The sequence below is a fragment of the Treponema primitia ZAS-1 genome, assembly GCF_000297095.1.
In the GTDB taxonomy this organism is placed as follows: Bacteria; Spirochaetota; Spirochaetia; order Treponematales; family Breznakiellaceae; genus Termitinema; species Termitinema primitia_A.
Genome location: NZ_AEEA01000019.1, coordinates 81,808 through 95,665, shown reverse-complemented (window position 1 = coordinate 95,665; position 13,858 = coordinate 81,808). Strand labels below are relative to the sequence as shown.

Sequence of the window (13,858 nt, the reverse complement as noted above, 5' to 3'; positions counted from 1 at the left end):
GACCGCATTGAATTATTTAAGGGCCGCAGAATAAATTGATGAGAATAATCCGGATCTCTATAATAATTTAGGCATAGTCTATTATCATAAATACTTAACGAATACGCTAAAATGGAATGGGCGGCTAATTGAGATTTGGAGGGATATTTAACAATTATTGAAATAAATATTTTAATTTGATTTCTGGAAATATTGTATGTGTTCTAAATGATAATTCATTATTTTCTCCTTCTTCTTTCAATCTTCTCAATAATTTTTGTTTCAAACCTTTCTTCAATTCCTTAATGCCCCACGGGGTACACATGTACCTTTGTCTGTCTCCCATCAGATTCTGAAACAGCCTTTAGATTAAGGCGGCCAAGCTCCTCGTTGAACCATCTCGGTACATGATCACAGATTATTTCCAGCCGCTCGAATTGAGCTTCCTCGAAAAAAGGCAGCAGCAGTTCCCGGGAATTTATTCCCGCCTTATGGGCCATCACATCCCTAAGGTCCGCCGCGTAAAACCCGGTTTTGCCCGGGATGGGTGTAATGTAAGTTTTTGAGGGTACTGCGGCGGGTTGATGGTCCGGCTGTAATTCCGGAGACTTGGTATAAAATGATTCAATTTGGCTGATAAATTGCGGAGGACTTCCCTCAACAGCCCAGAGGGCAACGCCACAGCCTTCAAAGGCAAGGCGGTAATACCCATTCGACCGCTTCGCCGCCAGGACCTTGCACTCCCCAAGCCATGCCGTGATTTTACAAATGTAAGAACGCAGATCCGCCATGGTGGTATAGGCAGCGGAGACGAAATCCTGTTTCCGGTCCGCGGCCCATACATCGTCCCGCCGTTCATAGACATATATCGTTCCCTGTTCGGTAAAAGAAGCGGCCCGGCCTTCCGCATCAAGCAGTATTGCTATTTTCATATTGACCTATCCACAGGCGCCGCAAAGTTCGCCCTTGCTGCCGCAGTGTCCGTTGCAGCCGAGCCCCGCGCCGGTATCAATGTCGGGCAGCAAAAGGAATTTACATTCCTTCATATTATATTCCGCCGTTTCTTTACCATCGCTGACAGAAAGTATGTCCCCTGAAAATTGAAAAATCAGAGGGATTTTTACCAACACATCATCGGAAAGTCCCAGCCTGGTCCGGGAGGAAATACGCTGCCTCCCCCTGGATGGATGGTTGACAATAAGATCCCCGGAACTTACAAAACCAGCAAGATTTCCACTGCCGTCAAATTCTACGGAGTTAAAATCCGCGTCTGCCCCCAGGGCATTAACATCATAGGCAAGGACTTGCCCGATGGGAGTTTCCAGTTCGATGGGCTGGGCCGGCTCAAAGGACAGCAGGCGCCCATCCTCATGGAGCCGTATACCGATCCGGGCCGGGAAGGTTCCTGCGGGGGTAGTAAGGTTTATGATTTCTCCCGGCCAGAAGATGATACTCTTTATCTTTCCGCTTGGATAAAAACGGATTCCGTTAAGTTTGACCGTGAACGAACCAAAGGGGAATTCAAAATTTTGGAAAGAGGCCATGTTCCCCTCATCTTCCTCTGACCAGCCGAATCCTATCTGTCCGTTCAGGGGGAAAAGGCTGTTCAGTGAGCCATCCTCATAAAACGTGATGAGTTCCGCAGGGATGCTGCCCGCAGGGATGCTGCCCGCAGGGGTCGGTACAAGGGTCTGCTTTTCCAGGTAGATGGAGGCCACCTGCCCATTTTTATGGAATGAGAGGGTTTTTAATTCCTTGCTTCTCATGTCCGGCTGTGAATAACGGGGGATCAAAGTCCCGTAGGGGGTTTCGATTTTGTTTTCTTCATCGACGCGGCACTCGCAGATTTCGCCGCCAGGCCATGTAGTGGAACTCGTTACCCCTTTTAACTCAGAAAAAATACTTTTCGCCGCCTGGGTTTTCATAGTGATTCTCCCTGCTTAAACAGCTCCTCCGGCGTGGAGCGATTCTCTTTGGCGCTTATGCTATCGGGTTTTATGGCATACACCGCCACGGGATTACCATCTATGGAGGAACGGTATTTTTCTATAAATCTGTTGGTAATAGCAGCCAGCTTATCCCCGTAAAAACCGGGCATGAATTTCTCTACCAATTGTTTCATTACCGCCGCCGATTCTTCCGCATCGGTCAGCTTGCGGGCGGCGCCAAAGAGCATGACACTGAAATAGGAGGTGTCCGCATGCCAGGGAACCTTGTCCTTTACCACGCCATATTCCTGATATACGGTAAAACAAACCCTGGGACTTTCTCTAAGGAATGTTTCCCTTTTCCCCGATCCCATACCGTGAAAATAAACTGTCCCGTCTTTCCAGACGTAATTCAAGGGTACCGCGTAGGGATATTCTCCGGCATTGATACCAAGGACACCAACCCGGGATTCCGCAAGGAACTTTTCAATCCGTTCGTTATCCGTACACATCCGCTGTTTATAATGTATTTGTTCCATTATTCCTCCATTGGTTTTCCAGGCGGGTAAGAAACTCGTCCATCCACGAATTGTCCTGGGTAATGTACTCAGCATGACCGAGCAGGTTTTCCGCGCTTTGTATCCAGGACCCATCAACGAGTTCATTCCCGCAGTTTTCTACCAGAGCCGAGATGATCTCAAAAGTATTTTCCAGATGAAACTGAAATGCAAAAACCCGGTCCCGGTACATAAACGCCTGGTGCTTACACGCTTCGCTTGAGGCTAAAAGAACCGCTTTCGGAGGCAGTGTACTAAAGGTATCCCCATGCCATTGGAAAACCAGGGGTTTTTCCGGCAAAAAGGAAAGGAGCGGCAGCGACCGGGCCTCCGGGTTCAGGGTTACCGGAAACCAACCTATTTCCTTTTGGGGGTTCTGCGTAACCGTTCCCCCCAGAACACCGGCAAGAAGCTGCGCCCCCAGGCAGAGACCGATAACTACCTTTCCCCTGTCAACCGCATGTTTAATGAATTCTTTTTCTTCGATAAGCCAGGGATATTCCGCATCCTCGTAGATATTCATGGGGCCCCCCATGATCACCAGCCAATCATAATCACGGGCCAAGGGAAAAGGAACATTCCCCGAAGGGTACTCATAGAGGGGGGTGTTCGTCAGCACCCAGCGGTGATTTTTTGCCCAGGTCAAAATATATCCGGGGTTTTCAAAGGGAACATGCTGCAGGTAATGTATCCGCACTTTTTATTTCCTCCTCCTACCACACATTAAGTATCCATTCCTTGTTCTTTTTGTATTCCATATCGGTAAAGAGTACATTTGCCATGGCCTCTGCCAGGTGCATGGCCCCATGATAACCCATCACTGGATGGCGGTACATACCTGCCCGGTCATAAACCGGAAAGCCGACCCGGACCATGGGGACCCCGTAATCAATGGAGATAAATCTTCCCTTGGAATGACCCAGGATAAGATCCAGCTTCAGGTCCTGATTTTTAAGCCGATCCTCCAGATCCCAGAGATCCGCATTGGTAACGATCTCCATATCGTGCCAGACATGTTCCTGCATATATAGTACGCGAGGGTCCTTTGCATAGTTGACGTTATCGTCACCCAGAAGAAGGAGGACGGGCTGCATCTCCAGGTCCAGGCAAAATTCCGCAAGCCCTATGGCTAAATCCGGATTGCCGTAAATAGCCACCCGCTTGTCCGCAAAAAACATGTGGGTTAGATCGGTGATCGCGTCCAGGGCTATCCCCCGTTCCTTAACCAGCGCTTCGGGGATGGGCTTCCCGGTCATATCGCTCAGGTGTTTGAGAAAAGTATCAGTGTTGCGGATGCCGATGGGGGATGGGCCGATGATCGCCGGCACCTCAAATTCCTTTTTCAAATACTCCGCAGCCTTGCCCCCTTCGTAGCGGTTAAGGGCGATGGTACCTACCGCATTGGCGGTATCCTGCAGGTCCGCAATGGTGGTGTCCCCGTGGGAGACCGTATTGCCGTCGGGCATGAGGGGGGAATCGAAATTTTCAATCTCGAATAGTACATTGGCCTCAATATCCATAAGGCTTAAAATATGCTTGAGACTGGTAACATCACCGGGGTTCACCCACCCGGTGATAAGGTTGATCTTTTTGCTGGGCTCCCCTTTCTTGGCGAAGAAACTAACAAATTCCTTAACCGCCACATCGTAGCCTGAGATCATACTCCCCACAAAGCTGGGGGTATGGATGGGGATAAGATGAACTTCCCTGCCGGCAAATTTTTCCTTGAGCAGCCCCTCGTTCAGTTTTCGTACCACCCCGTCAATGTCGTCCCCGATAACTTCTGTGGCACAGGTCGAGATGATGGGTACCACCTTTACATTGGGGTAGCGCATCAAAAGTACATCCACCGCTTCCTCCACCCGGTTAAGGGCGCCGAAAACTGCCCCGTCCTCATGGAGGGATGTGGAAGCCAGTTCAAAACTTTCTTTAAAATGTTGGGAAAACAGGAGCCGCACAAACATGACGCAGCCCTGCCCCCCGTGGACTATCCCTATGCATTCCCTGATGCCGATGCTGGCGTATTGGGCGCCGCAGGGCTGGCAGGTAAACAGGGGATTAATAATACCCGACCGGGTCTTCGGCTTTACTTCACAGGCCATATTTTCCTCCTTAGTAATGTTGTTCAGTAAGTTCCAGATTGAGGGAACCCTTAATTGTCAGAAAATCTATGCGATCCTTAAGGCCTCGCATAAGCTCCTGCTTTTCCTCCCCCTTCATTTCAGCCAGCCAGGTAAACTGCCGGTTAAAGGCCTCTACCAGACATACCGCATCTACCCAGTAACATTTTTCCTCCAGGTTTGCGGGGCTTACGGTCTCCCCGCAGACCAGTTGGGAGGTCATGGCCAGGATGTTGTTATTCTGCCGTTCCCGGTCCCAGGTGCGGGAATGGAACTGCCAAAGACAATTTTTCATGATGTAATCCGTCAAATCCTCTACATGGGCCTTCATTAAATTCTCCGCCATGGTAAACTCCTAAACCGCCGCCGCTGTTTTTTCCGCAGGCGGGAATACGGGATAGGTCTTTTCCCGCAGGGGAGAGACACAGTCATAGTTTCCTGAATAGGGCCGCAGTTCCGCATCATTACGGATATCCTCGCTCAGGCCCACATCGGAAAGCATACGGTTGGTAACAAAGCCCTGATCCACGGGGATCGCATCTTTACTGATGTCCAGCAGGGCAAGCTGATGAATGGGTGAATAAATGGCGTTGTAAATATCCCGGGCAAAGCGGACCCATCCTTCAAATCCTTTATACGGCCCGTTGTGATAGGCGTGGGCGTTAAGGTAGGGAACCCGTATCTTCTTTGCCACCTCCCCAGGACGCTTGCCGGTAAAGATGATGTCAGGCTTGATGGTCTCCATGGCCTCAAGGCTTTCAAGTTCATTGGGATCATCAATGGCCAGGGCGCCTTCCTCGCAGCGGGAAATGCCCTTTTCCATATCACCCTGATGGCCGAACTTGGTGTATACCGATACCACGTCCACCCCCATCTCCTCGTGAATGGCGTGGGCCCAATGCCAGAGCTTGGAGCCGCCGGGCCAAAGGCAGACTTTTTTGTGCATGAGCCGGGCCTTGTACCAGTCCAATTCACCCTTCCACCGGGTGGTCTCTGTTTCAATGATGGTATCCGCCCGGTCTTCGATGCCGAAAAAGAGGCCGATCTTCCGCAGGGAATTACCCAGGGCTTCAAAGCCGAAACCGTCGATGTCCAGCCGGGGTATGCCGTAGCGTACCCGCAGTTCATTGCAGATATACTCGGCGGAACGGGCACATTCCAGGACGTTCAGGTGCGCCCCTTGCATGGAGCGCAGATCGTCGTAGGAACCGTTGCCGGTAAAGGTGGAAAGAACCTGGATACCCATGCGTTTGAAGTAATCCACCATCACTTCCTGATCCCCCTGGATGTTGTATTCCCCCACATAGTTGATCACATAATCCCCGGTGATCTTGGGTTCCACGGTCCCCACCTTCTGGTTGATCCAGGCGATGTTGATCTTGTGGTGCCCTCCGGATTGGCTGGGGCCGCCAAAGCCCGGTGAGTTGCATACAAAGATATCCACATCGGGCATCTCTTCCATGATCTCATCCGCCAGGGCGTTCATGTCATCCCCGATAAGGGCGGAAGCGCAGGTTTGGTACAGGGTCATCCGCTTGATATGGGGGAAGGCCTTAAAGGCTTCCAGAATATTTTCCTTTAACAGTTTTTCTGCGCCGAAAATGACGTGCTTCTCCTTCATGTCCGAGGCAAAGGTGTACTTAAGCTGAAAGTTATCGTTGTCGCTGATGTAGCGCTTGGTCTGCCAGGTATCGTAGGTACAGCCTATGGGACCGTGGCTCAGGTGGATCACATCCTTCATGGGGGTACCGATAACGTGCTTGGCCCCGCAGTAGGCGCAGCCCCGCTCCGATATGCTCCCCGGTATGGTATTGAGGTAGCCCAGGGGCAGGGCCATGGATATGTCCTCCCCCGGCCCCTTGATGACCGCATGCTTCTCCCGTTCGGGGATACATTCGCTGCACTTAAATAAATGATAGGGCATGGTTTATTCTCCTTTTGTGTAACACTATTTGTGTTTGCTATACAAGGGCGGATTCCCCGGTTTCCCCGGTACGCACCCGCAGGGCTTCGTCCACGGGACAGACAAAAATCTTGCCATCCCCCACCTGTCCCGTCCGGTTAATATCGACAATAGTCTTTATCACCGCGTCAACGTCTCCGTCTTTGACTACCATGGAAAGCTGCCGCTTGGGGACGTACTTCATACCGCTGTGTTTCCCCTCAAGGATATGGGGTCGGTATTCAATATCGACTTCCCCGGCAATACCCTTCTGCTTTCCCCGGCCCAATACGGACAGGGCGGTGATGCTGGGGTGTCCCAAAGCATCCAGGGCTTCCTTGGTTTTGCCCACCATCTTGGGACGGATTATGGCGATTACTTCTTTCATTGCCGCCCCCTAAATCCCTTCGGCGCCGGTTCGCACGGTGACCACCCGTTCCAGGGAGCTGATAAAAATTTTACCGTCCCCAAAGTTACCCGTCTGGGCCTTGTCCCGAATGATCCGTATCACCGGCTCCACCCCATTGTCTTCCACCGCTACCATGAGGATCATCTTGGGTAATTCATCATAATGAATTGTCCCAACCGTAATACCCTTCTGCTTCCCCCGCCCAAAGGCGTGGATCTTTGTGGCGGATATAAAACCCGCCTCCGCCAAACTGTCCGCGATCACATCCACATATTCGGGCCGGAGTATGGCCTTAATCATCTTCACCGGATACCTCCTTTTTACTAATCGCTGATACCATACTTGACCACCATCTTTTCCAGCTGATCCATGGTCAGGGGATTAGGTATAACAAAATCCTTGTTTTCGATAATCTTCCGGGCCAGCTCGCCGTATTCCTTGGCCTGGTTTTCCGAAGCGTCAAATTCGACCACGGTCTTCTTGTTGAATTCCGCCTTTTGCACCACATTGTCACGGGGTACAAAATGGATCATCTTGGTGCCGATGGCGGCGGTAAATTCCTCAAGGAATTCCTTTTCCCGGTCCACCTTGCGGCTATTACAGACAATACCTCCCAGCCGTACCCCGCTCTGCTTGGCGTATTTTAAAAGGCCCTTACAAATATTGTTCGCCGCATAGATGGCCATCATTTCCCCGGAGGCTACGATATAAACCTCCTGGGCTTTGCCGTCCCGGATAGGCATGGCGAAGCCTCCGCAGACAACGTCCCCCAGGACATCGAAGAACACAAAGTCCAGGTCCTCCGTATAGGCGCCGTTGTTTTCCATCAGGTCGATGGCGGTAATTACCCCCCGCCCAGCGCAGCCTACCCCCGGCTCGGGTCCCCCGGATTCTACACAACGAATATCCAGAAACCCGGTTTTGATAACCTTGTCATTGGTAACCTTTTCCGCCCCCTCCTGGCGCAGCACATCCATCAGGGTTTCCTGGGGTTTGCCCCCTAGAATAAGCCGGGTGGAATCCGCTTTGGGATCGCAGCCGTGGATAAACACCTTCTTCTGGTAGAAATGGGCCATGGCCGCAGCGGTGTTCTGCTGGGTTGTAGACTTGCCGATACCGCCTTTACCGTAAAACGCAACTTTTCTCATTTTCACTCTCCTCCTTAAAAATGTACAAAATGAATACCTTCATGATAAAACAAATAAAACACAATTAAAACGATAAGTGTGTTACGTTTATCACAATGAGACGATAGTTTTTTCCTCTGATAATGTCAAGCAGAATTTCATATTTTTTGTATTTTTATGTAATTTATGCATTTATATGGCCATTTATTATATATTTATACATTTTATAGAATATAACACATAAAATAATAGAAAATTATGTCCGTTTAGTTATGTTTATCACATTCAATATATTATAGCTCATATTAGTTTCGTATAAGTTCATTTGGCAGCCGTTAAAAAAATAGCGGGTTTTCTTGTTTACAAAATAATTTCCGTGCTAGAATAGAAAAACATGAAAAGTGAAAAAATCCATGAATAAATTAGAAAGCGATTTCTTAAGTGCCCAAGAGGTCGCATCTATCCTTAAAATTGCCCGGAACACCGTATATGAACTGATAAAACGGGGGGAACTGCCCTCCGCGCGGGTGGGTAAACAGGTCCGGATTACCCGGCAAGACGTGGAAACCTATCTTACCCGGGGAAAATCCAGCCCAACGCCGACCGTAGCGCCACTGTCTCCGCAATTTGCAGCGAAGCTACCCGCGCAAGACAGGGATGCAGTTATCACCTATCCCCAGCCCTTTGCAGAAAATCCACGGGGCAATGAATTTATCATCTGCGGCCAGGATATTTCGATTGATATCCTGATAAACCACCTGAATATGGTTACCGATATACTGCGGATCTACCGTTCCTACCTGGGGAGTTACAATGGTATCTACGCCCTCTACCAGGGGCATGTCAACGTAGCTACCACCCACCTTTGGGACGGAGATCTTGACGAGTACAATATCCCCTATGTAAAAAAAATGATGCCCGGCATTCCTGCACTGATCGTACGGATCGGGGAGCGGCAGCATGGGTTTTATATCAAGCGGGGGAATCCCAAGGGAGTTACCGGCTGGGAGGACCTTAAAAGAAGGGATATTGTAATCGTCAACCGGGAAAAAGGGAGCGGCACTCGGGTCTTGATAGACGAAAAACTCAGACTTATGGGTATGGATGGGGAAGCTGTTCAGGGCTATTCCAGCGAATACAAGTCCCATTTAGCAGCGGCCACCGTGGTATCCCAGGGGCAGGCGGATATTGCCGTGGGCAGCGAGACGGGCTGCAAAAACGTTCGGGACATTAAATTTATTCCCCTGCAAACTGAGTGCTACGATCTTATTATCCGCAAGGCCGATGCCGCAAAACAGCCCTACCGGAAAATTCTGGATATCGTTACCTCAAAGGGATACCGGATGGATCTGGAAAACATCGGGGGCTTTAATACCCGGGAGACAGGAAGGATACTCCAGTAGGGCGGGGACCTCCGGGTTACCATCACAAATTATCTAAATCTACTATTAGCAGGGCTAGGACTCGAACCTAGGACCTCCGGGTTATGAGCCCGACGAGCTGCCAACTGCTCTACCCTGCGTTAAATTGTTTAAACAGTATACTTTTTTCTACAAAAAAGGTCAACTACCTGAGTAGCGGATTAACTGGACCGAGGAGAAAAGAGCGGTAAAGGCGATAAGAATGGGAAAAACCAGGGGAATACCCGGGCTTATGATCATAAAGTTATACATACCATGGATACCGACAGCATAGAGTAAACGGACCAGGGCGAGGCCGGGGGCGGCCCTGATATGGAAGGCGGCCATACCTATCCGGGTACCACAAGCGCCGTGCAGGGGGGCAGAGGTAACTGCCCGGACCAGGGCGATGCTGAAATTCCCCACTCCGTACATGGCGGTTTCTATTACCGCAAAGCCCAACCCTGCAATAAGTCCCGTAATGGCGCTAAAAGCGGGGGTGTAGGTTTCCGTGTTTTTGCTTCGTTCAAAACGACGAAAAAGGCCAAAAAGGAGAGAAAAAACACCCAAACGGCTGAGTTCCTCCGTCAAAGCAATCTGTATAAAAATTTTAAACAGAAGTATGCCCATGGTGGCTTCGTCGGTCTTGGGGAACAGACTTTGCAGTATTGCGGCGATTCCCAGTGAAAGGGCGCCTCCCAGAAGGGCAAGAAGAAACCACGACAGCCCTATGGGGAAGCGGCGTACACGAAGCCAAATTATAACAGCCAGAACCGGCAGGGCGGAGATAAAAATTAAAAGTAGAAGGATCCACAATCCATTCATAACTATAGTTTAATAGTAAGTTATTCTGTATGGTAGAGTCTATACATATGGAAAATCATTCTACTAGAATAATTCTCATAACCGGACCAAAACACTCGGGGAAAACCAGCGCAGGCCGGGTCCTGGCGGAGCTCCTGGGCGCCAGCTTTGTCGATCTGGATGAACTGATAGAGCAGCAGAGCGGAAAAAGTCCCCGGGCCCTCTACAAGGAGGACCCCGAAGTATTTCGGCAAGCGGAAACCCGGGCGTTGGCAAGCCTTCTCTCGGAAAATATTGGCGGGGAGCCCAGGGTGGTCGCAGCCGGCGGGGGACTTATCGACAACCCCGAAGCGCTGGAATTGTTGCAGCAGCGGAATCATTCCGGAGCAGAGGTAATGACGGTCTATCTCGAAATAACAGCGGATACAGCTTGGGAACGGATCACCAAGGCGGCACAGAAAACCGGAGAATTACCGCCCTTTCTCAATACCGAAAATCCCCGGGAAACCCATGCCGCCCTGCATAAGCGCCGGGGAGCCGCCTATAGGGAATTCGCCTCCCTTACCCTTAGCGCCGAAGGAAAAACTTCCGGGGACATAGGCCGGGAAATAACAGGCCGCTTAAAAAGGAAAGATATATGAATAAAACGTTTGATATCAAGAAAATTGATCTGACACTGCTGGTTCTGGCATTGATCTTACTGGCCGTGGGCTTTCTCTTTACCCGAATGATAAAAAAAATAAACCCGGTACAGAAAAAAGATACGGTCCTGGTATTTACCCAGTGGTGGCAGGATGAACTGGAAGCAGAAACACTTTCGGTACTGAAAACGGAATTTGAAGCCCTTAACCCGGGCGTTACGGTCCAACTGGATAATCGGCCTTATGCAGAAATACTGAGCACCCTCAGATCGAATGTGGAAGCTCCCCTAAACTCCGATATTCTCGGCCTGGATCCTCTCTGGTTTGAGGATCTTGTCCGGCAAGATCTCCTTGAGGAGTTGGATACCTACAATCCTTCCGGAGACCCATCCCTAGGCACCCCCCCTGCGGTTCCGGATCAGAGCTACGAAAAATGGGGACGCCATCTGATTTCCTTTACCAGCCCCCTCTTCTATAACATTGAATTGCTTCAATCCGCCGGATTTGACCGGCCTCCAAAAAGCCGGGCAGAAATACTCACCTATGCCCGCTCTGTTACGGATAAATCCACAGGGCAGTACGCGCTGGCCCTGGCTTTGAGCCCGGAAAATCCCCAGGGCGTATACCGGGATCTTTTTTCCTGGATATGGGCTTCCGGTCCGGCCATGACACGGGAGGGCAGACCGGACTTTTCCGCCCGGACCATTACCGGTGCCCTGGCTTTTCTAAAACAGCTGCGGCAGGAAGAGTTTCTCCTGCCGGGAACCTTCACCAGGACCGCTGCTGAAAAACGGGAAGATTTTATCCAAGGCCGTTCCGCCATGATGATATCCTCCGTGGCGGATATCCATGTCCTGCGTAAACGCATGGGGGAATCTGCCTTTGGGATTACCGCCATCCCCGGCGAATCATCCTTCGGAGGAAAGCCTGTCTTGGGCTTAACCGGCTGGTACCTCGGTATACTCCGGAGTTCCGAGCATAAGGACGAAGCCTGGGCTTTCCTGTCCTTTCTCCTGGAACGGGGCGCCCTCATCACCGAAAAGGCCCATGCGGTTCCGGGAAGCCGAAACAATGCGATAGATTTCATCACCGGGGATCCCCTTTATGCCAAGGCTTACGATATGTATACTGTTGGGGAGACTGTCCAGGAATTTACCGGCGTACCCAGGGTTGACGAATTTGAATCCCTGGTCCGAGAACAGGTATACGCCCTTTTTGAAAAAAACCAGAGCCCAGAAGAAACTGCCAAACGTATCCAGCAGCACTGGGAAGAATTGTAGTCCACAACAGGAATACTATGCAATTTCAGGAATTATTTAAGGACAAACAGTTCTATAAAAGTCTCTTCACCATTGCGATACCCATCATGCTGCAGAATCTGGTTAATTCCTTTGTGAACATGGTTGATACGGTGATGATTGGAAGGCTTGGATCCGTAGAGATTGCCGCCGTAGGCTTAGGAAATCAGTTTTTCTTTTTATTCAGCATGATCCTTTTTGGCATCTGTTCCGGAGGCGCAATTTTTACCGCCCAGTTCTGGGGTAAACAGGATATCCAGGGCATCAGGAAAAATACCGGCCTCTGCCTAATCCTTAACTCTTCGGTGGCACTTGTTTTTACCATCCTAATCCTGGCAGCGCCGGAAAAAATCATCAGTATTTATACACGGGACCCCGCGGTTGTTGAAGCAGGAACCAGTTATCTCAAAAACTTAGCGCCCTCTTTTATCCCCTTCGGAATAAGTTTTGTCTTCATCATCACCCTCCGTTCGGTAGAGAAGGTAAGGCTAGCCATGGTTACCACCATAATAGCCCTGTCCATCAATATTACCCTGAATTACCTTTTTATCTTTGGCATAGGCCCCTTTCCTGCCATGGGAGTGGTCGGCGCCGCCCGGGCAACCGTAATTGCCCGGATCAGTGAAATGATAATTCTTGTAACCCTGACCTACCTAAAAGGTTATGCCCCTGCGGGAAACTTACGGGAGCTTATGATCCTTTCAAGCAGTTTTACTGCGCGTTTTTTCCAAATTACATTGCCGGTTATTATTAACGAAACTCTCTGGTCATTGGGCGTAACCCTGCAAAATATCATCGTTGCCCGTACAAATACCGATGCTATCGCCGCATTTAATATTACCAGCACCTTATCCCAGCTTACCTGGGTAGTTTTTATTGGCCTTGGAAACGGTGTGGGAGTGCTTATCGGAAAAAAGATCGGCGAGGGGGAAGAAAAAACCGCCCGTGATTATGCGAGCCGTATAACTGTTTTTAACACCCTTTTAGGCGCCGGTGCGGCGATCATTCTATTTTTTCTTTCCAAACTTATACCCCTGGTCTTTAATGTAAACCCCCGGGTACTCGCCTACACGGCCTCCATGTTTATCGTCCTCAGCTGTTCCTATCCCTTCAGGTCTTTTAACATGAGCATGGTCGTAGGTATATGCCGGGCCGGCGGAGATACTGTTTTCTGTGTTATTTACGATCTGATTTTTATGTGGCTTGTAGCCCTGCCTGCAGCCGCAGCCGCAAGCTTTATCTTTCATGCCCCGGTGTGGATAATCTATTTTTGCATCAGCAGCGAGGAATTTCTCAAAACGATCCTAGGCTTCTGGCGTCTTAAAACCGGCCGCTGGCTGCACAACGTTACGGAATGAACTGCCTCAGTTCCTTCAACTTACATCCACCAACGCTATCCAGCTCTGTGAACCATTGACGGGGGACTCCGTAAAAGAGGCTTGTTCTATGATAAGGAGTAGTCATTTTTGACTTATCCTTTTCCTCCCGTTTAGAAACCGATCTCACCTGATCGCGGTATCTAAAGAGGCGTAGCTTCCGCTTCGGTTCCCTTATTAGCCAGAACCGGGAATCGAACCCGGGACCTGCACATTACGAGTGTGCCGCTCTGCCAACTGAGCCATCCTGGCATAGGGTATATTCTAGCAAATCCAG

Annotated in this window: 15 protein-coding genes and 2 tRNA genes; 4 read left to right on the top strand and 13 right to left on the bottom strand. The window is 50.1% G+C overall.

Features of this window, described 5'->3' with window-relative positions:
* Positions 1–281: 281 nt before the first annotated feature.
* From TPRIMZ1_RS0102515 to nifH, 10 genes are read right to left on the bottom strand one after another with little or no spacing between them, the layout of a single operon-like run.
* The gene (locus TPRIMZ1_RS0102515) at positions 282–911 is read right to left on the bottom strand and encodes a Fe-only nitrogenase accessory AnfO family protein (protein WP_010254223.1); all 630 of its coding nucleotides are present in this window, start codon (positions 909–911) and stop codon (positions 282–284) included.
* A 6-nt stretch (positions 912–917) separates the two neighbouring features.
* Positions 918–1,904 carry a hypothetical protein gene (locus TPRIMZ1_RS18290; protein ID WP_010254220.1) on the bottom strand — a complete coding sequence of 329 codons (987 nt, stop codon included), beginning with the start codon at positions 1,902–1,904 and terminating at the stop codon, positions 918–920.
* Positions 1,901–2,446 (bottom strand): pyridoxamine 5'-phosphate oxidase family protein, encoded by a 546-nt coding sequence (locus TPRIMZ1_RS0102505; RefSeq protein ID WP_010254218.1) that lies wholly within the window; start codon positions 2,444–2,446, stop codon positions 1,901–1,903. Before TPRIMZ1_RS0102505 ends, TPRIMZ1_RS18290 begins: the two co-directional genes overlap by 4 nt.
* Positions 2,427–3,161, bottom strand: a complete 735-nt coding sequence (locus tag TPRIMZ1_RS0102500) for a type 1 glutamine amidotransferase (RefSeq protein ID WP_010254216.1) — start codon at positions 3,159–3,161, stop codon at positions 2,427–2,429. The genes TPRIMZ1_RS0102505 and TPRIMZ1_RS0102500 overlap by 20 nt, the downstream gene beginning before the upstream one ends.
* A 16-nt stretch (positions 3,162–3,177) precedes the next feature.
* Positions 3,178–4,566 carry a Fe-only nitrogenase subunit beta gene (anfK, locus tag TPRIMZ1_RS0102495; RefSeq protein ID WP_010254214.1) on the bottom strand — a complete coding sequence of 463 codons (1,389 nt, stop codon included), beginning with the start codon at positions 4,564–4,566 and terminating at the stop codon, positions 3,178–3,180.
* Between the two features lie 10 nt (positions 4,567–4,576).
* Positions 4,577–4,930 carry a Fe-only nitrogenase subunit delta gene (anfG, locus tag TPRIMZ1_RS0102490; protein WP_010254212.1) on the bottom strand — a complete coding sequence of 118 codons (354 nt, stop codon included), beginning with the start codon at positions 4,928–4,930 and terminating at the stop codon, positions 4,577–4,579.
* 9 nt (positions 4,931–4,939) lie between these two features.
* Positions 4,940–6,508, bottom strand: coding sequence for a nitrogenase iron-iron protein, alpha chain (gene anfD, locus TPRIMZ1_RS0102485; protein WP_010254209.1), 1,569 nt, complete (start codon positions 6,506–6,508; stop codon positions 4,940–4,942).
* 37 nt (positions 6,509–6,545) lie between these two features.
* On the bottom strand, positions 6,546–6,914 hold the full coding sequence (locus TPRIMZ1_RS0102480; RefSeq protein ID WP_010254205.1) for a P-II family nitrogen regulator: 369 nt from the start codon (positions 6,912–6,914) through the stop codon (positions 6,546–6,548).
* A 9-nt stretch (positions 6,915–6,923) separates the two neighbouring features.
* Positions 6,924–7,235: a P-II family nitrogen regulator gene (locus TPRIMZ1_RS0102475; protein ID WP_010254203.1), complete on the bottom strand. Its 312-nt coding sequence runs from the start codon at positions 7,233–7,235 to the stop codon at positions 6,924–6,926.
* A gap of 23 nt (positions 7,236–7,258) precedes the next feature.
* Positions 7,259–8,089 carry a nitrogenase iron protein gene (nifH, locus tag TPRIMZ1_RS0102470; RefSeq protein ID WP_420082990.1) on the bottom strand — a complete coding sequence of 277 codons (831 nt, stop codon included), beginning with the start codon at positions 8,087–8,089 and terminating at the stop codon, positions 7,259–7,261.
* A gap of 386 nt (positions 8,090–8,475) precedes the next feature.
* On the opposite strand from nifH, the gene TPRIMZ1_RS0102465 reads away from it, so the two are divergent.
* Complete coding sequence (locus TPRIMZ1_RS0102465) at positions 8,476–9,465, top strand: helix-turn-helix transcriptional regulator (RefSeq protein ID WP_038077631.1); 990 nt, start codon at positions 8,476–8,478, stop codon at positions 9,463–9,465.
* A 46-nt stretch (positions 9,466–9,511) separates the two neighbouring features.
* Here TPRIMZ1_RS0102465 and TPRIMZ1_RS0102460 read toward each other — a convergent pair.
* Positions 9,512–9,584 (bottom strand) — tRNA-Met (locus TPRIMZ1_RS0102460).
* 40 nt (positions 9,585–9,624) lie between these two features.
* Entirely contained in the window at positions 9,625–10,287 is a 663-nt protein-coding gene (locus TPRIMZ1_RS0102455) for a PrsW family glutamic-type intramembrane protease (protein WP_038077628.1), read from the bottom strand.
* A gap of 47 nt (positions 10,288–10,334) precedes the next feature.
* Here TPRIMZ1_RS0102455 and TPRIMZ1_RS0102450 point away from each other — a divergent pair, with 47 nt between their 5' ends.
* The 3 genes from TPRIMZ1_RS0102450 to TPRIMZ1_RS0102440 are packed head-to-tail and all read left to right on the top strand — an operon-like array spanning position 10,335 to position 13,563.
* Positions 10,335–10,907 carry a shikimate kinase gene (locus tag TPRIMZ1_RS0102450; protein WP_010254193.1) on the top strand — a complete coding sequence of 191 codons (573 nt, stop codon included), beginning with the start codon at positions 10,335–10,337 and terminating at the stop codon, positions 10,905–10,907.
* Complete coding sequence (locus tag TPRIMZ1_RS0102445; protein WP_010254189.1) at positions 10,904–12,187, top strand: ABC transporter substrate-binding protein; 1,284 nt, start codon at positions 10,904–10,906, stop codon at positions 12,185–12,187. The genes TPRIMZ1_RS0102450 and TPRIMZ1_RS0102445 overlap by 4 nt, the downstream gene beginning before the upstream one ends.
* 17 nt (positions 12,188–12,204) lie before the next feature.
* Entirely contained in the window at positions 12,205–13,563 is a 1,359-nt protein-coding gene (locus TPRIMZ1_RS0102440) for an MATE family efflux transporter (RefSeq protein WP_010254187.1), read from the top strand.
* Positions 13,564–13,760: 197 nt separating this feature from the next.
* On the opposite strand, the gene TPRIMZ1_RS0102435 is transcribed toward TPRIMZ1_RS0102440, so the two are convergent.
* Positions 13,761–13,833, bottom strand: a tRNA-Thr gene (locus TPRIMZ1_RS0102435).
* Positions 13,834–13,858 lie beyond the last annotated feature (25 nt).